This window comes from Hymenobacter glacieicola, assembly GCF_014640315.1.
GTDB lineage: Bacteria > Bacteroidota > Bacteroidia > Cytophagales > Hymenobacteraceae > Hymenobacter > Hymenobacter glacieicola.
Genome location: NZ_BMGS01000001.1, coordinates 689760 through 709647 on the forward strand (window position 1 = coordinate 689760; position 19888 = coordinate 709647).

Genomic DNA, 19888 nt, shown 5'->3' on the forward strand with positions numbered 1-19888 from the left:
ACCAGCGCGGGAGACGCCCAGCGCAAGCAGCTGCGTCTGAACAGCCAGAGGTGGTAACTACGGTTCTGTCGGTGCGAAAGGGCGGGTGGTCGATTCCGATTGGGGAGGCTTCAGGTAGGAAGCAAATTCGGGTACTGAATCACGAAATACTTTAACCTGAGCGCCTTATGGAACGCAAGATTTTTTTGAAAAGCTTATTTATAGGAGCCGTTTCGGCGCCGGCCGTACTGGCCGCGTGCGGTAAAGAGTCGGATGCCGTTACGCCCTCCACTACGGATACTACCGGGGGCACTACGGGCGGCACCACCAGCTGCGCCGTTGCGCCCACCGAAACCGAGGGCCCGTTCCCCACCAAAGTGCCGGCCTCCTACGTGCGCAGCGACATTACCGACGGCCGCGCGGGCTACAAGATGACGGCCACCATCACCATTACCAACACCAACAACGGCTGCGCAGCCCTGGCCGGGGCGCTGGTGGATATCTGGCACTGCGACGCCGAGGGCAACTACTCCGAGTACGGGGGCAGCGGCATGCAGTCCGTTAACTACACGGGCGTACACTTCCTGCGCGGCCGCCAAACCACCGACAGCAACGGGCAGGTAACGTTTACTTCCATCTTCCCCGGCTGGTACTCGGGCCGCGCTACCCACATGCACGTGCACGTGTACGCCGCCAACGGCACCTCCCTGAAAGTCACCCAGATTGCCTTTCCCGAGGGCGCCGGCTCGGCCGTAGCCGCCGTGAACGGCTACAAGAAGGGCCTGACGGGCTACACCGCCAATGCCACCGACAACGTGTTCCGCGACGGCGTGACCCAGGAGCTGGCCACCGTAACCGGCAACCTCACCGATGGCTTCCAGCTCGCCATCAGCTTCGGGGTAGCCGCGTAGTAGAGGGCCGGAAGTCGGTGCCGGCGTGGTTTGCAGCGGAAGGCACGCGCAATTCCCCTGGCTTACCGCCCACCCTGTTCGCCCTGTACTCACTCACTCGCTCACTTGCCGGAAAGCCCCGGAAGCTCACTGAACCGAACAGCTTTCCTTTTCACTGCCGCCATGCCCGACCGGATTATCACCCTTTGCTACCGAAAAGTCATCGGCGCCAGTTCCGTGCAGCCCTGGGAGAAGCTGGTGTTCGAGGATACTTACCAGGAGTTTCGGCTGCAGGCTCAGCTGTATAATCCGGAGCACCGCTACCGCACGTTCGCGGAGTTGGTGCAGCAGGCACCAGGGGCAGACCAGTTGCCTTTTCTGGTGAGTGCTGCCGCCCGAGGCTACCTCCAGCAGCTCCGTGGGCTGGTGCCCGATGTAGTCAATAACCTGGGCAAGCACTTCCTGAAGTTCAGCCAGTTTCAGTTCGAAATCATCACCTCTGACCTCCAGGACAAAGCCCGCCACCAGGTAGCCATCAGCTTTTACTCCGAGCCCCTGCGCTGGCACGACACAGTGGGCAGCCTCCTGCTGGTATCCGAAGCGGCTGGCCCAGCCGCCACAGAGGAGGTGCTCACGAACATGATTTCGCTGCAGCCCTACCTGAGCATTCACTCCCTGCACCAACTGGCCTAAGACCATGAGCAAGCACACGCCCGGCCGCATCTACCTTGCCGAGCAGCACGGCCACCGGAGCACGCCCCAATCAAGCCGGAGCAGCGTGTTCTCCTTCGAGGGCTTCGCGGATGGGCACCTTTGAGCAACTAGAAAACGCGTTGGCTGAAGTAATACCCCGCCAGGTTGAGCAGTCTGAACCGTTCGGGTTGCCGTTTTCGCTGAGCTTGGGGCGTTTTGCGGGTCGGCAGGAAGCTCTCTACCGTCCTGCGCAAGCCGGTACCCTGGTTTTCGCCTACGTGCTAGCCGGCGCCTTTGAGGCCGAGGGCCGGCTGCTGCACGCCAAGGACGGCCTCGCGGTGTGGGACGTAGCCGAAGTTGAACTGGAGGCTCTTAGCAACAACGCGCTGATAGTCATGCTGGAGGTACCGGCTTAAGCACGCTACTCTTCTACACGGTAGCGTTTCCTGCCTGGTGGGAAACCCGCCCGTCGCCTGACAATACCGCGTGAGGCTTCCCGTTGGGAGGGAAGGGGTAGTACGATAAGCCAAGGGTAGCCATTCCAGCATTTCCACGCCTCTGTTCTGTCATCCTGAGCTTGCAAAGGACCTTATTACGGTAGCACGGCCAGCGTAGCAACGACTCGTTATAGCGTACTCGTAAGGTCCTTCGCAAGCTCAGGATGACAGGCGGTTGGTAAGTGTGCTATTGGGCAGTAAGGTGGTAGAGTGTGCGGGCCTTAGCCAATGGGCGGGCCGCTGCCACGGTTTTATATTGCCTGTTGACGCAGCTGAATGCTACCTGCTTTGCTACCGCTAAAACAGCTCGGTAGCCTCCCGAAGGAGAGCTACAGGCCCAGCAGTTCCTCGGCTGCGCCAAAGGCTGACTTACGACCGTCCATGACTTGTTGGCGCAGGGCGGGGAGGTGGGCGGCTACGTCGGGGCGGGCGTAAAAGCGCGTTTCCAGGGCTTCGCGGATGGTTTCGTGGAGCCAGTGCAGGTTCTGCTCCTGGCGGCGGCGCTGGAAGTAGCCGCTGGCCTGGGTCTGCTGCACGTACTGCTCCACCACGGCCCACACCTCCGGCACGCCCGCCCCCGACACGGCCGAGCTGGTCGTCACGACGGGGCTCCAGGCACTGGGGGCCAGCGGAAACAGGTGCAGGGCGTTCTGGTACTCGGCGCGGGCGCGGCGGGCGGCCTGCTCGTTGCCGCCGTCGGCCTTGGTGATGGTCACGGCGTCGGCCATTTCCATGATGCCCTTTTTGATGCCCTGCAGCTCGTCGCCGGCCCCGGCCAGCATCAGCAGCAGGAAAAAATCGACCATGCCGTGCACGGCCGTTTCGCTCTGGCCCACGCCCACAGTTTCCACAAAAATGACGTCGTGGCCCGCCGCTTCGCAGAGCACCAGGGCCTCGCGGGTGCTGCGCGTCACGCCGCCCAGGCTGCGGCCGGCGGGGGAGGGCCGGATAAAGGCCTGGGGGTGAGCGGCCAGCTCATTCATGCGGGTTTTGTCGCCGAGGATGCTGCCGCCGCTGCGCTGGGAACTGGGGTCTACGGCCAGCACGGCCAGGCGCTTGCCTTGCTCCCGCACCAGATGCAGCCCCAGCGCCTCAATGAACGTGCTTTTGCCTACCCCCGGCACCCCCGTGATACCTACCCGCACTGAGCGCCCGGCGTGAGGCAGCACCGCATCGAGCACCTGCTGGGCCAGGGTCTGGTCGGAGGGCAGGGTGCTTTCCACGAGGGTGATGGCCCGGCTGAGCAGCACGCGGTTGCCCGCCAGGATGCCGTCGGTGTATTCAGATACGGAAAAGCGCTTGGCCATGAGTGCAGAAACGAGACTGACCGAGAAAAGTAGCTCGCCAGCCGAGCAATACGGCTGCAAACTACCCCATATCGTACATTTGAAAAAATAGCCGCGGGCGCGCCGCCCCGTCTACTCGTCCTTACCTCGCTGCATCATGGGCAAAAATTTCACCTCGCTTCTCACGGCCGGGCTGCTGGCTAGCGCGCTGCCGCTCTACGCCCAGAATGAGCTGAGCAACTTCACGGCCACGGGCCGCGGGGGCGTGGCTACCACCTTTGCCTCCGACTACCAGGCCATTGGCATCAATCCCGCCAACCTGGGGCGGGTAGGAGGCTCCACGGTGGCCTTTACCATCGGGGAGTTTGGGGCGGGGGCGGGTTCCCAGTCGCTGACGCGCCAGCAGTTAGGCAAGTTTATCTTCAATACCAGCCAAACCCTGACCCTGTCCGACAAGCAGGAGCTGGCCCGCGCCTTCACCTCCGACAACGCCCTGAACTTCAACGCTGATGCTACTACCCTGGCCCTGGCCGTGCAGTTGCCGGTAATTGGGGGTATTGCCATCAGCAACCGGGTCCGGAGCGCCGGGCACGTGGCCCTAAATCAGAACGCGGCCGAAATTGCCTTCCTGGGCCGCAACGCGCCGATTTACACCGCGGCCAGCGCCGGCAACCTGCCCCTGGTAACGGAGGCCCTGGCCGGCACAGATTTGCAGCTGGCCGTAATGAACGAATTTAACCTGGCCTGGGGCACGCGCGTGCTCGATCTGCCGCTGCTGCAGGTGTCGGCGGGGGCAGGCTACCGCTACATTCAGGGCGTGGGCATCGTGGATATTCGGGTGCAGCCGGGCAGTCTGCGCGCCTACAGCTCCATGTCGCCGGTGTTCGACCTGAACTATGGCGCCATGGTTAACGATCCTACCTTTAACCTGCGCAACGGCGGCAGCGGCCTGCAGCCCGTCGGGAAAGGCCACGGCTTCGACCTGGGGCTGGCCGTGGAAGCGGGCAAGGCCGTGCGCCTGGGCGTGGCCGTGACGGACATCGGCCATATGACCTGGGAAGGCAACCTGCTCACGGCCAACGACCAGAAGCTGAAGCAGCTAAAGTCAGAGGGCATTGGCACGTACAACTTCATCAAGGAAGCGGCTGAAATCTTTGCTACTGGCACCGACAGCCTTTTTACTTACCAAACCGGCCAGGAGCGTCGGGCCGAGCTACCCACCAAGCTGCGGGCGGGCGCGGGGCTGCGCATCAGCGAGTTTTTCGAGGCGGGCCTTGATGTGACCTTGCCCCTGAACAACGTAGCCGGCAACATCACCACGCCCTTCATTGGGGCCGGCCTCGACTACAAGCCCACCCGCTGGCTGCGCCTGAGCAGCGGCGTGACGGGCGGCGCCGGCTACGGGGTAAGTGTGCCCCTGGGCCTCACGCTGGCCACGAAAGTGTACGAAGCCGGCCTCAGCACCCGCGACGTAGCCGGCCTGCTGACCTCCAAAAACCCCTACCTCTCCGTAGCCGCCGGCTTTCTGCGGTTCAAGCTAGGTGGCAAAACGCAGTAGCGGTGCAGTGGTGAGTGAGTGAGTGAGTGAGTGAGTGAGTGAGTGAGTAAAAAACCGCCTGTCATCCTGACGAAGGAAGGACCTTATTACGCCGGAACAAGTTGTTACAACGATGTTCGTTCCGGAGGGGTAAGGTCCTTCTTTCGTCAGGGTGACAGGCGGTGTATGGAAGTTCTTGGGTTGTCCACCAATCAACTCACCAGCTCAGTAATTCGCTAAATCACCGGATCACCATTTTCCTACTTCTCTGGCTCGGTGATAAAGCTGGGCAGGCCGAGCTTGCTGCGGCGACCCCCGAGCTTGAGGCCGTCATCAATGTACTTGGCGGCCTCCGAGTTAGGGTTTTGGATGATGCCCAGGAAAAGATTGTCCTCGCGGGCCACGTAGATGTTGCCGTCGGGGGCGCGCTGCAGGGAGCCTACCTTGCGGTTCGCCGATTTGCCGACTACCGTGGCTTTACCGGTTTTGAGGTCGAACTGGAAGATCTGGGCCTGGCCGCCGCCTTCGCCGTTGCTGGAGCCGTAGAGCTTGGTGCCGTCGGGCGAGAATTCTACCCCGTAAGCTTCGGGGTAGGGAGCAAAGGCCTTCACGTTGCGCACCTGGCCCGTGCTTCGGTCGAAGTCGAACACCTCGTACTTGTTGGCTTCGCGCCAGAGGGCGACGGCCAGCTTTTTGCCATCGGGGGAAAACTTCATGGCCCCAATGGCATTGCGGCCGGGGCCGGCGTGCATGCTGCCCACGTTGCTCATAATGGGCTTGCTCTGCACCCCGTCGGCCGTTACCAGGAAGCTTACAAAGGCGTTGGAATTCCAGCGGTGAGCCACAATCCAGACGTCGCGGCCGTTTTGGTGGCGCACGGCGGCCAGCTTCTCAGCTACCGGCGTAATGAGCAGGGCGTTGGCGCGGGGTACGTCGCCGAGGCCGTTCTCGCGGGTCATGTCCACAATGGAGTAGCGCAGGCCGTTGCTGCCGCCCTGGGCACCTACCGTGAAGACGTAGAACACATTGCCGCTACCCGGGTCGGGCACCACCAGAGCACTTTGGGTGCTGGAGTTGGAGCCCATCAGCTTTTTACCGTTGGGCATTACCTGGTGCTGGCGGTTGAACACAAACTCGCCGTTGGTGTAGAACAGCAGCTGGCCCTGCTGGTTGGTAGCCACCGCCGAGCCTTCGTAGGTTGTCATCTTGCTGGTAAGCAGCGGGGTAGGCGCGCCCCCGCCGGCCGGGAAGCTCAGCCCGGCCTGCTGACCAAACAGCCACACGGATTGTTCGCGCTGGGCCAGCGCCGCGCCGGGCAAAAGCAACGCCAGCAGCAGCGGCAAAAACGAAAGTCGTTTCATAGAAGTCAAAAAGAGCTACAGTCGGGTTATAACGCAATTTCGTGCCAAAATAGTGAGGCGGTGATTCGGTGAGTGAGTGAGTAAAGTGGATAAAGTATCTGTCATCTTGAGGCGGTAGCCGAATGACCTTATCACGTTCGCACAAGTCGTCACAACGATTTTCGTTCTTGCGTGATGAGGTCCTTCGGCTACCGCCTCAGGATGACGAGCTTTTTTACTTACGACTTCACTTATTCACCAGCTCACATCTCCCATTCGCCGGCCAGCAGGCGCGGAATCAGGGGTTGGATGATGCGGTAGCTGGCGCCCCAGAGCTGGTAGCCATTTCCTACCCGGTAGAAGGGCACCAGATATGGGCCGGGCCAGCCGGCTAGCTGCCAGACTTCCTCGGTGTGGTTGGCCGCGTCGGCCAGGTGGCGGAGCGGAATTTCCAGCACCTCATCTATTTCCGAGGTCTGCCACTGCCAGGCGGCTGGTCGCCGAATACGACCCAGAAACGGCGCAATACGAAAGCCGGAGGGCACATCTACCGTGGGCAGGGCCGCCAGCACCTCTACATCGGTGGGCGGCAGGTGTACTTCCTCGAAGGCCTCGCGCAGGGCAGTGGCTTGCAGGCTGGCATCGGTGGGCTCGTGCTTGCCGCCGGGAAAAGCCAGCTGGCCCGCGTGCACGCCAAAGGCCGCCCGGCGCACCATAACTACCTGCATTTCGCCCTGCGCATCGCGGAAAATAGGAACGAGGACGGCTGAATCGCGCAGGTTTTTGGGAATTGGAAAATCGGGCATAACGCAACAGCGCCGCCGCGGGAAAGTCCGCGGCGGCGCTGGCAAGGTACGGACCGGCGCCGGTTAGGTAGCGCGGCCGGGCACTGGCAGGCTAGTAGAGGTAGCTAAGCGCCGTGCGGTCGTTGGCATTGAAGGGGCGGCTCTGGCCCGAGCCGATGCACGCCAGCATCCAGGAGTTGGGGTCGGCCGCGGCGGGCGTACCCGGAATCAGGATGGCGCCCACGGTGCTGGCGCCCTCATTGGCCGTTGAGCCGCCGCAGCTGTAGCTCCGGTCCATATAGTCGGTGTGGCGGAAACCAATGCAGTGGCCGATTTCGTGGGCCAGAATGGTAGCCAGATAGCCCTGTACCGGCGTGTTGCCAATGGCGCGGGAGTTCACTTTTACTTCGCCGTAGGGGTTGCCTTCGGTGGGAAAGCCAGCCGAAGCCAGGTAGCTGCCGTTACCGCGCACAATGCTGATGGTGCCGCCCGAAGAAACCCGGCTGAAGGTCAGCTGCAGGCCCTGGGCGTTGTAACGGGCAATGGCTTCGTCAAGGCCGGCCACGTAGGCGCTGGGCAGCTGGCTGGAAATGCTCACGGTAATAACGCGCGGCAGGCCCGTTACCAGGTTGGTGGTGCGGTACTGCTCGGCTGTGCCCACGCGCAGCAGCTGCACGGCGGCGCGGCTGCTCAAATCGGCCGGCGACAGTACGATGTCACCTTCTACTACATAATTACCATCTTCGTCGCGCTGCACGTTATCGGCGCTAAAGCCAAGCTGACGAATCTGGGTGAGGGCGTCGGCGCTAATGTCTTCGGCGTTGTTTACAACGGCTTCTTTTTCCGAGCAGCCGCTCAGCGCCGTTAGCATGGCGAAGCCACCCATCAGGAGGTAGGAGGTGATTTTCATAGAGTGTGTGAGGTTGTGTGAAAGGAAGGATTCAATGTATTCAAAATATCTATACTATAATTATTTTAACCTTATTTTAATGCTACAAGCTGAACAATAAGGTCTTAGCATTAACTGAATTGGAGGCGAGTGCTTACAGCAGGGCGTAGCGGCCAGCGGCAGTCACGGTCATTGCCGGGAGTTGGTGGCAGTCTTCGAAATATTGGTAGCCCGGGGCCAACTGCTGCCAGAACGGCAAGTGCGGGCTGTTCATGCGGCGCGCCAGGTTGTCGGCCGTCAGCTCAAAGGGAAAGATGTGCACCGGAATGGCCGCCTGGCCCGCCGCCCGGGCCTCCACGGCCAGCACGTACAACTCCCGGATGCCCGCGTCGGTGATGGGCAGGCAGCCGACGGTCACGTCGGAGCCATGAATGAAAATGTCCTGGCCCGGGTCGAGGGAGCCGCTGCGGTAGGTATCCGCCGCGTTGGGGTAGTCGAGGCCCAGGGACAGGTGGTATTTGCTGGCGGGGTTAAACCGGTTGATGGTGTAAAAGCCCTCCGGTACTTGTCCGTCGCCGGCTTGCCGCTTAGGCCCCAGCGAGCCGGAAGTGCCGGCCAGCCGAAACGTGCGCAGGAGCACAAACTGTCCCTCATCGTGGTTACGGCCCCACACTTCCAGCCGGCGGCCTACTTTAAACGCCCGCAGAAACAGCTCCAGCCGCTCGGCCGCCAAGCTGTGCTGCCGCAGCAAAGCGTGCGTAGGGGCTTGATGGATGTCATAGGCCGTGCGCACCCGCGGGAAGCGCTGCTGCGCACTGCGAAAAGAAAGATTGGGCTCGGGGCGGCGGGCAGAGGAGCGGGCATAAAGGGCCACGAGCAGCGCGGCGGCAAGCAGAAGCAAAAGACGCATAAAGAAGGAGGCAGAGGGCGGCAGGCCGGTACGCGGCTGCCAGGGCCTACTCAACGGTAGCACGACCCCGGGTAGTATAGATGATTCGTTATATAGCAGCAGTATTTTTTTCGGCAAGAAGTGGAAAGCCCTGGCGTTATCGGCCGAAGCTGGTTTTCCGTAAAGCGGCTATGCCGTCTGCCTTCGCTACTTCCGCTTCCTACCAACCCGACCCGCTCGGGCCCGACTTCGAACAGCTGGTATTGCCTCAGCCCGATGATTACGAGGGCGCGGTGCGGGCCGTACTCGTGCGTTGCCGCCAGGAGCCGTCCGTGCCTACCCCCCGGGCTGTGCTCTACGTGCACGGGTTCAACGACTACTTTTTTCAGCGCGAAATGGCGGCAGAATACGTCCGGCACGGCTACCGCTTCTATGCCCTGGAATTGCGGAAGTACGGGCGGGCCTTGCTACCTCATCAGCGCCCTAACAACGTGCGCTCTTTGTCGGAGTATTTCCTTGACCTAGATGCGGCTTTAACCCAACTGCAGGCAGAAGGCAGCCCCCGCGTGGTGCTCAGCGGCCACTCTACCGGGGGGCTTATTACGGCCCTGTACGCGGCCCACTGCCGGCCGCCGGAACTGGCGGCCCTGGTTCTGAACAGCCCGTTTCTGGAGTTACACCAGTCGTGGCTGCGGCGGCACCTGGCCGTGCCGGTGGCCGTAGCGCTGGGCGCCCGCTGGCCCGATTTGCCCCTGCCCGCTGGTCTGCCTCCTACCTACGGGCAAAGCCTGCACCGGGCTTACCGCGGCAGCTGGGAATACGACCTGGCCTGGAAGCCCAACCACGTGTTTCCCGTGAATGCCGGCTGGCTACGGGCCATTCGGCAGGGGCAGGCCCGGGTGCGGCGCGGGCTGGGGTTACCCCTGCCCGTGCTGGTGCTGCACTCCGACCGCACAGGCAGGGGCCGCAGCTGGCACGAGGACTGCAAACGCACCGACATCGTGCTGGAGGTAGCGCATATTGCCGCCCTGGCCCCGCGCCTCGGCCACAACGTAACCGTGCAAGCCATACCCGGCGCCGTCCACGACGTGCTTCTCTCGGCCCCGGCGGTGCGGGCGGCGGCGTACCGGGCAGTGTTTGCGTGGTTGTCCCGGCAGGTAGGGGTGCCCGTCCTGGGCCACCATCAATCGGTAGAATAACCGGCCCGCCGCTCCTCTGCCGGCGCTGTTGTCGGGCCGGATAGGCGGGCCGGTCCCCCGCCGCTCACGTTTCTCTTTTTTTCGCCATGTCCTTTTGTGCTTTTTCTTCGGCCCTGCTGCTTTGCGCTACGTGCTGGCTGACCTCGGTAATTGCCCCGGCCCAGGCGTTGCCGGCGGGCTCATTGGCCGCTACGCTCAAGGCCAGCAAGTGGCAGCGGCGGGTGCTCTTGCTTTGCGCGCCTACCCCCGATAACGCCGAGCTGCGCCAGCAGCAGCAGTTGCTGCAACCAGCCAAGGCGGAGCTAAGGGCCCGCGACCTGGTGGTGTACGAGGTACATCCGGGCCAGCTTGCCGCCGCCGACCAGCGTTACCTACGCCAGCAGCTGGGAGTGGCTGGTGGCTCATTTACGGTGCTGCTGGTGGGCAAAGATGGCGGGGTAAAGCGGCGCGAAACCAAGCCCCTACCGGCTGCGGAGCTGTTCTCTACCATCGACGCCATGCCCATGCGCCAGCAGGAAATGCGCCGGCCCCGGAAGTAGCGGATGCCGGACAAGCGGCCGCCGGTGCGTACTTTCGGGCGTGGCCCCTGCTCCTGAATACGACGTGCTAATTGTTGGTGCCGGTCCGGCCGGGGCGGCGTGTGCCCTGGCGCTGGCCGGGAGCGGCCTGCGGGTTGCGCTGGTTGACAAGGCCCGGTTTCCGCGCGACAAAGTGTGCGGTGATGCTATTCCGGGCCCTACGCTCAAGGCCTTGGCCCGCCTGAAACCCGAATACGCCCAGGAGCTGCGCGCGCTTACCCAGGCCCACCGCACCGACGTGCAAACCAGCCGGCTCTTTTCCCCCGCTGGCGCCCAGGTGAGCGTACAGTGGCAGGCCCCGGCCTTCAACAGCCCCCGCCTGCATTTTGATGCGGCCCTGCTCACGCTGGTTCGCCGTCATGCTACCACCACACTCTTCGAGGGCTACACGGTGAAAAAGGTGCGCGAAGCGGATGGTATTGTGGTGGCCCAGCTAAATGACCAGGCCGAACTGCGCGCCCGCCTCCTGATTGGGTGCGACGGGGCCAATTCCGTGGTAAGCCGCAGTTTGCTGCCCCATCCCCTAAACCGGGCCCGGCACTGCGCCGCCGTGCGCGCCTACTACCGCGGCGTCACCGATGCCCCGGCAACCACCAGTGAATTTCTGTTTCTGCGGCGGTACCGGGCCGGCTACTGTTGGGTATTTCCGGTGGGAGGCGGGGTCTATAATGTAGGCTTCGGGATGCTCTCGGCCGATATTGCCCGCCATCAGGTGGATTTAAAACGGGAGCTGCAGCAGCTGCTAACAACGCATCCGGAGCTAGCGGGGCGCTTCCGGGCGGCGGAGCTCCTCGGGGCAGTGCAGGGCTTTGGCCTGCCGCTGGGCGGCTCCCGGCGGCCCCTTTCCGGTCGGCGGGCCCTGCTCTGCGGCGACGCGGCCGCTCTCATCGATCCGCTCCAGGGCCACGGCATCGACAAAGCTGTTATCAGCGGAATTCTGGCTGCGGAGCATGCCCAACGCTGCTGCGCAAGCCAGGATTTCAGCCCCGCCTCCTTGTTTCGTTACGACCAAGCCGTGCAGCGCCGCCTCGGCCGCGACTTGGCCCGCCGCTACCAGCTGATGCGCCTTCTGGCCCGGGCGCCCTGGCTGGTGGAGCTGGCATTCGCGGCGGGCCGCTGGCCCTGGCTCCGCCGGTGGCTCGTGCGGACAATAGGGTAGGCGCTGGCTAGGCTCACCGCTCGACAAGGCAGCCAGGCATTCGGCACTCATGTTTGGCGCTACAACGGAACAAGCCCTTACCTCGGCCACGGGAAGTAAGGGCTTGTCTTGTTTCCGGGAGGTAGCACGTTGGTCAGAGAGGCTGACGTCGGCGGGCTTGCGCGCCACAACAGGACCACTCACTTCATTACTACCTCACTACTTCGCCACCTAGCCAATGCTGCGGACAACGCCGCCATCGACCCGGACGGAAGCGCCGTTGGTGGCAATGGACAGGGGGCTGGCCAGGTAGGCAACCATATTGGCAATTTCCTCGGGGCTGATAAAGCGCTGAAGCAGGGACGAGGGGCGGGCGTCGCGGAAAAACTCGTGCTCGGCCTGCTCGCGGGTTTTACCCTCGCCGGCCAGCTTCTGCAGAAACTCTTCTACTCCTTCCGAGGCGGTAGGGCCGGGCAGCACCGAGTTTACCGTGACTTCAGTGCCCTTGGTGAGTTCGGCCAGGCCGCGGGCCACGCCCAGTTGGGCCGTTTTGGTAGTCCCGTAGTGAATCATTTCGGCCGGAATCTGTAGGGCCGATTCGCTGGAAATAAACAGGATGCGACCCCAGTTTTTGGCCAGCATCTGGGGGAAATACTGCCGGGAAAGGCGTACCCCGCTCAGCACGTTCACCTCAAAAAAGCGCAGCCAATCCTCGTCCGAAATGTCGGCAAAGGGCTTGGGCTCGAAAATACCCACGTTATTGACCAGAATGTCCACGGCGGGCACCTGCTCTAGCAGCGCACTAACTTGTTCAGCCCGCCCGAAATCGACGGCTACGGTGCGCAGGGTGGCGGTGGGCGTTTCCTGCAGAATGGCGGTGCGCGCTTCTGCCAGGCGGGCCTCGGTGCGGCCCGTCAGGATTACTTCGGCGCCCTCGGCGGCTAAGCGGTGGGCAATGGCCAGGCCAATGCCGGCAGTGGAGCCCGTTACCAGAGCTACTTTAGCGGTGAGTTGTAAGTCCATGCGGAAAAGAAATCAGAGGAAAGGATGAGGTGAGTAACCCGCAACCCAGCGTTTTGTCAGGCGCTGCCCCGTACTTTTTGCCCGCTGAACCAGGCCTGATCCAATTGCGGACTGCGGCCGTACTACTTTCCGGCCGCGGCAAAAAATTGGGGCGGCGCATCGCCAACTTCCCGATTTCTTTGTTTAGCTAACCAGTTCTTGGCCCGCTGGGCGCCGCGGCGGCCGGCGTTGCCTTTTCACCCAACCTATCTTTTCCATGTCCTTCACCTCTTCCCGTCCCGAAGACCTGCTGACCAACGCCGCCCGCAACGGCGACGTCGCCACGATTCAAACCCTGCTGGCCGAGGGCGCCGACGTTAACTACCAGGATGGCCGCGGCTTCACGCCCCTGATTCTGGCCGCCTACGATGGTCACCTCGAAGCCACCAAAGTGCTGCTGCAAGCCGGCGCCAACCCCAACGTGCACGACGCCAGCGGCAACACGGCCCTGATGGGCGTTGCGTTCAAAGGCTACCCCGAAATTGCCCAGCTGCTCATCGACAACGGCGCCGACCTGAACGCCCGCAACGGCAACGAGGGCACGGCCCTGATGTTTGCTACCCTCTTCGGCCGCCACAACATTGTGCCCCTGCTGCTCAAGGCCGGCGCCGACGCTACCCTGCGCGACGTGCGCGGCTTCTCGGCCCGCGACCTGGCCATTCAGCAAGGCAACGAGCAGGCTCTGGAACTGCTCCCGCAGCAGTAGGCAGCGGGCCAGCCTCGCCAGTCGCCGCCCGTTCTGCTGCAACCCCGTGCCGTGGGGAAGGGGCAGAACGGGCGGTGATGAGTGAGGCGTTGGGGGTGGTACTACCAGCTAGTTGAAAGGGGGCGCATAATTCTGGCATGTGGTAGCCGTGCGCCCGCCCTGGTCGTATGGGGAAGATGATCTGAGCATCTTACCTGTACTATTATGAAACTCAAACCACTAAAGAAGCAGACGCTGGTAATTACCGGCGCTACCAGCGGCATTGGGCTGGCCACCGCCCGCATGGCCGCCAAAGCCGGGGCTAACCTGGTGCTGGCCGCCCGTAGTGAAGAGGACCTGCGCAAGGTAGCCGCCGACCTGACCAAGCGCGGGGGCCAGGTTGCCACCGTACCCGCCGACGTGGCCCGCATTCCCGACATCCAGCGCATTGCCGCTACCGCCCAGGAGCGGTTCGGGGGCTTCGATACCTGGATTAACAACGCCGCCGCTTCCATTTGGGGCCGGCTGGAAGAAGTAAGCGACGAGGACAGCCGCCGCATGTTCGATACCAACTACTGGGGCGTGGTAAACGGCTCTCTGGAAGCCATTAAGCACCTGAAGCGCCACGGCGGCGCCCTGATTAACCTGGGCAGCGTGGCCTCTGATATTGCCTTTCCGCTCCAGGGCCAGTACTCGGCCAGCAAGCACGCCATCAAGGGCTTTACTGACGCCTTGCGCATGGAACTGGAAGAGGAGGGAGCCCCCGTATCGGTTACCCTGATTAAGCCCTCGGCCATTAATACGCCGTTTCCCCAGCACGCCAAAAACTACATGGATCGGGAGCCCCAGCTGCCGCCGCCCGTGTACGAGCCCGAGGAAGTTGCTAACGCCATCATTCACGCGGCTCAGCACCCGGAGCGCGACGTGTACATCGGGGGTGGCGGCAAGATGTTCAGCTCCCTGAACAAGCACTTCCCCCGGGCCATGGACTTTATGAACGAGAAAGTGAACATGAAGCTCCAGACCCGCGACGAGCGGCCCCGCCACCCCGCCGGCTCCCTGCACCGCCCCGAAGTGCGCGACGGCCACGTGCACGGCGACCACCCGGGCTACGTCATGAAGCGCAGCCTCTACACCCGCGCCAGCATGCACCCCGTCATGACGGGCGCCTTCGCCGCTCTGGCCGGCGGAGTGCTGGTAGCGCTGCTGGCTGGCAAAAACGATAAGTAAGCCTGCTGGCCCGGAAAAAGAGCCTCCTGCCGCGTAGCGCGGCGGGAGGCTCTTTTGTGTTTGGAAATAGTAGCAAGCCCGTCGGCCTAAGTAAGTTAGCCGCGCTTTTCCAGTGGCTGCCAGGGCTGCTCTACCACGGCGGCGGTATTGGTGGAGAGGTAGTGGTTGTAGAGCTGTTCGGCGGGGCCTTGGCCGAGCAGGGGCTGGCCTTCGGTGGGTAGCACCAGTAACAGCGCATCGGGGGCCAGGCCCAGGGCGGTAGTGAGCCGCTGTTGCAGCGCCGGCAGATCGGGCTGGTTGGCTTCCTGGAGCTTAACAACCGTGAGGTGCTGCCCTTGATGCTCAATGCGGGCGAAAACGCCGGTGGGTCCGGTAGAGAAGGTATCTGTGGCCATAGCGGGAAAAGTTATAGCCTGCTATACGCAAGCGGCCCGCATACCGCCGCCTTTTAAGGGAGCCGGGCCGCGTACGCCGCCTCCCGGGGCCCATCGTGTGCTGGTCGCCGATGGGCAGCAGGGCCACCGCGGGGCTGGTAAAGGTCGGTCAGCAGGCGCACGCCGCCGAAGAGGGCCGTGTCGCCGGCGGCGTAGAGCACGATATTGTCGGAGAAGTGCAGGATGTAGCCCTCGGGGGTAGTAGTGCGGAAGCTGGCGCGGCCCGGCAGCTGGAGTTGGGTGGTTGGCGTAGCCGCAGAGAAGAAAGGCGAACGGGAAGGTACTACGGCCCGGAGAGTGGCGGCAGGGCGGCGGGGCCCGCTCCGCTACGCCCATCCCGTAGGCTCAAAATACCTTGTTCGGGGCTAGCTGAACCATGATTCATTCATCTTCTTTCTACTATATTCGACTGCTCCCTTCCCTCGTTCTGCTCGCTACCTTATGCTCCCAGGCGCCACGCACTATTTTGAAAATGCGGCCGGCCGGTTAGCCGCGCACCCCGCCGGCTTTGCGGTAGTAACCTGGCACAAAGGACTGCGGCGCCTCGACGACTTCAAGGCCCTGCTCACCCACCTCGACCAGCTGCTTCGCCTGCGCCGCTGGAGCAGGCTGCTGGCCGACCAGCGGGAGCTGACTCCCTTCACCGAGGCCGAGCGCACCTGGGTAGTGACGGAGTGGCTGCCCCAGGCCGTGGGCAACGGCCCCTACCGCTACGCCGCCGTGCTGTTGCCCCTGGATGTTTTTGCCCGCCTGGCCTCGAAGTCGGTGCTGTCGGAGTCGCAGGAGAAGTTTCTGGCCTACCAGTTCTGCGAAACCGAGGCGGAAGCCTCCCGGTGGTTGCTGCGGCAGCGCTAGGGTAGGGGTAGCGCGGCCCTTGGCGGCCGGCGGCCTAACAGCGGCCTAACACCTGAGTATGATCCGCCAATCGGTCGTAAACCCGTGGGATATGGGCTACGGAGGGCTATACCTGCCTAGTGCTGAAAGCTAGGCTGTAAGTCAGTGCCATAGCGGAAGCGGGGTTCTCCCGTAAAAGAGAATGCGCCCTGCTTCGGCCGGTGGCCGCCAGCTTAAGCAGGACGCAAGCTTTCCGGTGGTGCCCGCCCAGCGGGTGTTGCCCGTTGGGCGGGCGAAATTTCGGGCCCTTCCGCCGTGGCGTGCACTGTTGCGCCGCCGCCACGGCCGCCGCTCAGCTCAAAGGGAAGGCAGCGGGGAATTGCCAATAAATAGCGTACTTATCAGCAGTACGCCCAGGCATTGTCTGTTCCTAACCCCCGCGACACTGATGAGTAGCAACCAGATTTTGGGCGCCGCCCTGGTGCTGGCCCTGAGTGACTGCGGCCGGGTAGCGGCCCAGACCCGGCCGGCCATAAACCACGTCGCCCTCCACGTTTATGACTTGCGCAAGAGCACGGACTTTTATCAGCGCGTGCTAGGGCTGCGGCAAATCCCGGAGCCGTTCAACGACGGGCGCCACGTCTGGTTTCGGCTGGGGCCGCGCAGTCAGCTGCACCTCATTCAGGGCGCGGCGAAGGTAGAGGAGCACGCCAAGGATACGCACCTAGCCTTCCGGGTCAGGAACCTGCGGAAGTTTACCGCCCGCCTCGACCAGTTGGCCACGCCCTACCGCAGCTGGACCGGCGAGGCCCGGCAAACCACCGCTCGCCCCGACGGTGTGCAGCAAGTGTACTTGCAGGACCCCGATAATTTCTGGATTGAAGTAAACGACGACCGTTTTTAGCGCCCCAGCTTTGTTGCGCGCGGCTTGGCCCAGGCCTACTGCCAGCCGGGCCGGTAGGTGCGCTTCACAAATTGGTTTACCTCGTCAAAGTTGGTGACGCGCAGCTGCTTCGGGTCCCAGAGCAGCTCAATGCCGCGGCCGGGGTAGTCGACGCCGGGGCCGGTGGCTTTGGGCCGCGGCAAGTCGTAGCCCCGAATGGCGAGGTTGGCCATCAGCAGGGCCTCGGTCAGGGGGCCGGCCGTTTCAAAGGGCGAGCTGACGTAGTGGTTGCCGTAGCCGGCCAGGCAGGCCTCCACCCACTGGCCGTAGTGGCCCTCGGCCCCGCCGGGCACCCGGGCTACGCTGGGTTTCACGCGCACTTCCTGGGTGCGGGAGGTAGGCAGCAGGCGCGGGTTGGCGGCGTAGGTGCTGGCCATCATCTTGCCCTTTTTGCCCACGAACAAAATGCCGTTGCCCCCGTCGCCGAACAGCTCGTTGGCGCCCAGCTCCTCGGGCCGTTCGGGCTGAATGCCGCCGTCCATCCAGTGCACGGTAACTTCCTGCTTGTTTTTGGCGGTTTCGGGAAACTTCAGCGTCACGTGGCTGGAGGGCGGGCAGCTCTCGGGGAAGTAGCCGCGCTTAAACTCATCGACGTACACGCTGCCCACGCTGGCCTGCACGGCGCTGGCGTATTGCAAACCCAGCACCCGGAAGGGCGCCTCCAGCAGGTGGCAGCCCATGTCGCCGAGGGCGCCGGTGCCGTACTCCCACCATCCGCGCCAGTTAAAAGGCACCAGCTTCTCGACGTAGGGCCGGGCGGGCGCCGTGCCCAGCCACAGGTCCCAGTCCAGCTCCGGGGGCACGCTGGCGGCGGGGGTGGGCCAGGCAATACCCTGGGGCCAGACGGGCCGGTCGGTCCAGCAGTACACCGTGTGCACCTTGCCGATGAGGTTGGCATCGTACCACTCCTGGAGCTGGCGCACCCCGTCGCCGGAGGCCCCCTGGTTGCCCATCTGCGTGACCACCTGATGGCGCTTGGCAGCTTCGGTGAGGGCGCGGGCCTCGTACAGGTCGTGGGTGAGCGGCTTTTGCACGTACACGTGCTTGCCCAGCTGCATGGCGGCCAAGGTCACGGCGGCGTGGTTGTGGTCGGGCGTCGATACCGACATGGCATCGAAGTTCTTGGCTTCCTTGTCCAGCAGCTGCCGCCAGTCTTTGTAGTACGTGGCCTGCGGAAACGCCTGCGCGGAGCGGGCGGCGCGCCGGTCGTCCACGTCGCAGAGGTAGGCTATGCGGACTTTGCCCGTTTTGGCAAACGAGGCCAGGTCGCTTTCGCCCTTGCCGCCCACGCCCACGCCGGCAATTACCAGCTGGTCGCTGGGGGCGGTGTAGCCTTTGCCCCCGAGGACAAAGCGCGGCACAATCATAAAAGTGGCCACCGCGGCCGCGCTTTGCTTAATGAATTCGCGCCGGGTCGGCGAGGTAGGAAGTTGGCTCATAGAAGAAGGCTACAGCAGCGAAACAGCAACCAAGTGCCCGGCAAGCACTTCGGCACGGCAGCCCACCTATCTCCCTGGGCCCGAAGGGGTAAGGGCCTTAAGGTAAATAAAATCAGGAGTATCTCTACACTTCCTAATGCGCAGTTGCTGCCGTCTACTTCAGGAAACTATCGACGGCCGTAGCTGGGCAGGAAACAAGGCTTTCCAAGCGAAGGATAAGAACTTTACTTGCATTGGAGGGCTGAGCTGGAAAAACCCCGTCTTTAAAGTAAAGATCGTGGTGTTGAGCCCCGCGTCGCCGCTTCCAAGCAGATTCAGTCGGCGGCAGAGCGGCGCGGCGCTCAGCAACGCGCCCCGTTTCACCTTGCTTTACCCCTAAGCAATGCCCGCTACATCAAGCGTCGCCTGTCCGGCCACGGCGCCCGGCACCTGAGTGCGGCGCAAAAGGGTAGCAATGTTCTTCGGCAGGTCGGCCACCGTGAGCGGCTGCAGGGGCTGGGCCACCAGGTAGTAGCGCGTATCGGCGCGCTCGTGCAGGCGGGTTTTGGCGAAGGAGAACAGCCCGCGCCGGGCGTAGCGCGCGAAGCCCTGGTAGCTGCCCTCATCCGTGCCCTCGGCTACCCCCGCCGCCACCGCCGAATCGGTTTCCGGCAGCGTCAGAAAATACTGGTGCAGCTCTAGCAGCACCTCCTGAGAAGCCGCCACCGATTCGGGCAGTATCCCGCCGCCGGACGCTACGTGCAGGATGTGCCCGGCCGCGTCGGTGGCGAAGTAATCAATGTCCGCGTCTTCCTGGTCTATTTCGTCAATGCGCATTTGGCAGAGTAAGAAACTTTAATAGTAAAGAGCGGCATTATGATTCAGCAATGTCGCCGTAGTCATAGAAAGCTGATCTTTTACCAAATGTTAGTATTTGATTATTAATATGACCCTCAATAGCAGTAGTAAAGCCAGTAGTATAAAAGCTGTTTCCGTTACTTTGATTAATGCTATTGTTGTTAACTATATTGGATAAATTACTTTCGATATTGCAATGTATTTTATTGATTAATTTAACTGCTTCTGCAATGTTTATACTATGTTCTATAAATTCATTCTTTTTAACTCTGCTGTATGCAGTTAAAACAAGAGAATAAGGGCCATTTTTCACGGGTGAATTATGAAAAGTATATTTCATTTCTGTCTTTGCAGAAGAGGATAAGCTAGAGGTTGCAAAAAAACATATTCTTTCATTTTTATCTATAATATAGTCCCAAGTAGCGTACCCGAGTAGAGGTAGGCCTTGTTCATAAAACCATTCATCTACCCTTTCATAAAGGTGGTGTAAAGTATGGCGTATTGAATACAGTTCATATAATAATGAATTTTCGCTATCATTAATTTTGTGTTTTCTCCAAGTATCTAATGATTTATATATTATTGCGATATTGCTAACTATAGACCAAATATCTTTAAATATGTAAGATGTTGATATTCTTTCTGAATCATAGTGAATTGGGCAGTGGTAAAATAGCAGGTGAATGTTATCTTGATGGATGCTTCAGACGACTCTCACCTGCCA

21 protein-coding genes are annotated in these 19888 nt (G+C 62.1%); 11 read left to right on the top strand and 10 right to left on the bottom strand.

The window, feature by feature from the left end; all coding sequences use genetic code 11:
• Positions 1-167: 167 nt before the first annotated feature.
• The 3 genes from IEW18_RS02935 to IEW18_RS02945 all read left to right on the top strand — a co-directional run bounded on the left by IEW18_RS02935 (position 168) and on the right by IEW18_RS02945 (position 1978).
• Positions 168-890: a dioxygenase family protein gene (locus IEW18_RS02935; RefSeq protein WP_188556304.1), complete on the top strand. Its 723-nt coding sequence runs from the start codon at positions 168-170 to the stop codon at positions 888-890.
• 162 nt (positions 891-1052) lie between these two features.
• Entirely contained in the window at positions 1053-1562 is a 510-nt protein-coding gene (locus tag IEW18_RS02940; protein WP_188556305.1) for a hypothetical protein, read from the top strand.
• A 140-nt stretch (positions 1563-1702) separates the two neighbouring features.
• Entirely contained in the window at positions 1703-1978 is a 276-nt protein-coding gene (locus tag IEW18_RS02945) for a pirin family protein (protein ID WP_188556306.1), read from the top strand.
• A gap of 410 nt (positions 1979-2388) precedes the next feature.
• On the opposite strand, the gene meaB is transcribed toward IEW18_RS02945, so the two are convergent.
• Complete coding sequence (meaB, locus tag IEW18_RS02950) at positions 2389-3366, bottom strand: methylmalonyl Co-A mutase-associated GTPase MeaB (protein ID WP_188556307.1); 978 nt, start codon at positions 3364-3366, stop codon at positions 2389-2391.
• A gap of 136 nt (positions 3367-3502) precedes the next feature.
• On the opposite strand from meaB, the gene IEW18_RS02955 reads away from it, so the two are divergent.
• Positions 3503-4903 carry a DUF5723 family protein gene (locus IEW18_RS02955; RefSeq protein ID WP_188556308.1) on the top strand — a complete coding sequence of 467 codons (1401 nt, stop codon included), beginning with the start codon at positions 3503-3505 and terminating at the stop codon, positions 4901-4903.
• Between the two features lie 239 nt (positions 4904-5142).
• On the opposite strand, the gene IEW18_RS02960 is transcribed toward IEW18_RS02955, so the two are convergent.
• From IEW18_RS02960 to IEW18_RS02975, 4 genes are all read right to left on the bottom strand, one after another.
• Complete coding sequence (locus IEW18_RS02960) at positions 5143-6243, bottom strand: TolB family protein (RefSeq protein ID WP_188556309.1); 1101 nt, start codon at positions 6241-6243, stop codon at positions 5143-5145.
• A gap of 242 nt (positions 6244-6485) precedes the next feature.
• Positions 6486-7028 (bottom strand): NUDIX hydrolase, encoded by a 543-nt coding sequence (locus tag IEW18_RS02965; RefSeq protein WP_188556310.1) that lies wholly within the window; start codon positions 7026-7028, stop codon positions 6486-6488.
• Between the two features lie 91 nt (positions 7029-7119).
• Entirely contained in the window at positions 7120-7917 is a 798-nt protein-coding gene (locus IEW18_RS02970) for a M57 family metalloprotease (protein ID WP_188556311.1), read from the bottom strand.
• A 133-nt stretch (positions 7918-8050) separates the two neighbouring features.
• Positions 8051-8806, bottom strand: coding sequence for a L,D-transpeptidase family protein (locus IEW18_RS02975; protein WP_188556312.1), 756 nt, complete (start codon positions 8804-8806; stop codon positions 8051-8053).
• A 170-nt stretch (positions 8807-8976) separates the two neighbouring features.
• Between IEW18_RS02975 and IEW18_RS02980 the strand changes: the two genes are divergently transcribed.
• The 3 genes from IEW18_RS02980 (at position 8977) to IEW18_RS02990 (ending at position 11721) form a co-directional block, all read left to right on the top strand.
• Positions 8977-9984 carry an alpha/beta hydrolase gene (locus tag IEW18_RS02980; protein WP_188556313.1) on the top strand — a complete coding sequence of 336 codons (1008 nt, stop codon included), beginning with the start codon at positions 8977-8979 and terminating at the stop codon, positions 9982-9984.
• Between the two features lie 86 nt (positions 9985-10070).
• Entirely contained in the window at positions 10071-10523 is a 453-nt protein-coding gene (locus IEW18_RS02985; protein WP_188556314.1) for a DUF4174 domain-containing protein, read from the top strand.
• A 40-nt stretch (positions 10524-10563) separates the two neighbouring features.
• Complete coding sequence (locus IEW18_RS02990; protein ID WP_188556315.1) at positions 10564-11721, top strand: NAD(P)/FAD-dependent oxidoreductase; 1158 nt, start codon at positions 10564-10566, stop codon at positions 11719-11721.
• A gap of 210 nt (positions 11722-11931) precedes the next feature.
• On the opposite strand, the gene IEW18_RS02995 is transcribed toward IEW18_RS02990, so the two are convergent.
• Positions 11932-12723 (bottom strand): SDR family NAD(P)-dependent oxidoreductase, encoded by a 792-nt coding sequence (locus IEW18_RS02995; RefSeq protein WP_188556316.1) that lies wholly within the window; start codon positions 12721-12723, stop codon positions 11932-11934.
• A gap of 256 nt (positions 12724-12979) precedes the next feature.
• Here IEW18_RS02995 and IEW18_RS03000 point away from each other — a divergent pair, with 256 nt between their 5' ends.
• Both IEW18_RS03000 and IEW18_RS03005 read left to right on the top strand, forming a co-directional pair.
• On the top strand, positions 12980-13468 hold the full coding sequence (locus tag IEW18_RS03000; protein WP_188556317.1) for an ankyrin repeat domain-containing protein: 489 nt from the start codon (positions 12980-12982) through the stop codon (positions 13466-13468).
• Positions 13469-13672: 204 nt separating this feature from the next.
• The gene (locus IEW18_RS03005) at positions 13673-14677 is read left to right on the top strand and encodes an SDR family oxidoreductase (RefSeq protein ID WP_188556318.1); all 1005 of its coding nucleotides are present in this window, start codon (positions 13673-13675) and stop codon (positions 14675-14677) included.
• A gap of 95 nt (positions 14678-14772) precedes the next feature.
• Here IEW18_RS03005 and IEW18_RS03010 read toward each other — a convergent pair whose 3' ends face one another.
• The gene (locus tag IEW18_RS03010; RefSeq protein ID WP_188556319.1) at positions 14773-15072 is read right to left on the bottom strand and encodes a hypothetical protein; all 300 of its coding nucleotides are present in this window, start codon (positions 15070-15072) and stop codon (positions 14773-14775) included.
• A 480-nt stretch (positions 15073-15552) separates the two neighbouring features.
• Between IEW18_RS03010 and IEW18_RS03015 the strand changes: the two genes are divergently transcribed.
• Both IEW18_RS03015 and IEW18_RS03020 read left to right on the top strand, forming a co-directional pair.
• Positions 15553-15966 carry a hypothetical protein gene (locus IEW18_RS03015; protein WP_188556320.1) on the top strand — a complete coding sequence of 138 codons (414 nt, stop codon included), beginning with the start codon at positions 15553-15555 and terminating at the stop codon, positions 15964-15966.
• A gap of 427 nt (positions 15967-16393) precedes the next feature.
• Positions 16394-16849, top strand: a complete 456-nt coding sequence (locus IEW18_RS03020) for a VOC family protein (RefSeq protein WP_188556321.1) — start codon at positions 16394-16396, stop codon at positions 16847-16849.
• A gap of 35 nt (positions 16850-16884) precedes the next feature.
• Here IEW18_RS03020 and IEW18_RS03025 read toward each other — a convergent pair whose 3' ends face one another.
• From IEW18_RS03025 to IEW18_RS03035, 3 genes are all read right to left on the bottom strand, one after another.
• Entirely contained in the window at positions 16885-18327 is a 1443-nt protein-coding gene (locus IEW18_RS03025) for a Gfo/Idh/MocA family protein (protein ID WP_188556322.1), read from the bottom strand.
• Between the two features lie 375 nt (positions 18328-18702).
• Positions 18703-19143, bottom strand: a complete 441-nt coding sequence (locus IEW18_RS03030) for a hypothetical protein (protein ID WP_188556323.1) — start codon at positions 19141-19143, stop codon at positions 18703-18705.
• 37 nt (positions 19144-19180) lie between these two features.
• Positions 19181-19504: a hypothetical protein gene (locus IEW18_RS03035; protein WP_188556324.1), complete on the bottom strand. Its 324-nt coding sequence runs from the start codon at positions 19502-19504 to the stop codon at positions 19181-19183.
• Positions 19505-19888: the final 384 nt, after the last annotated feature.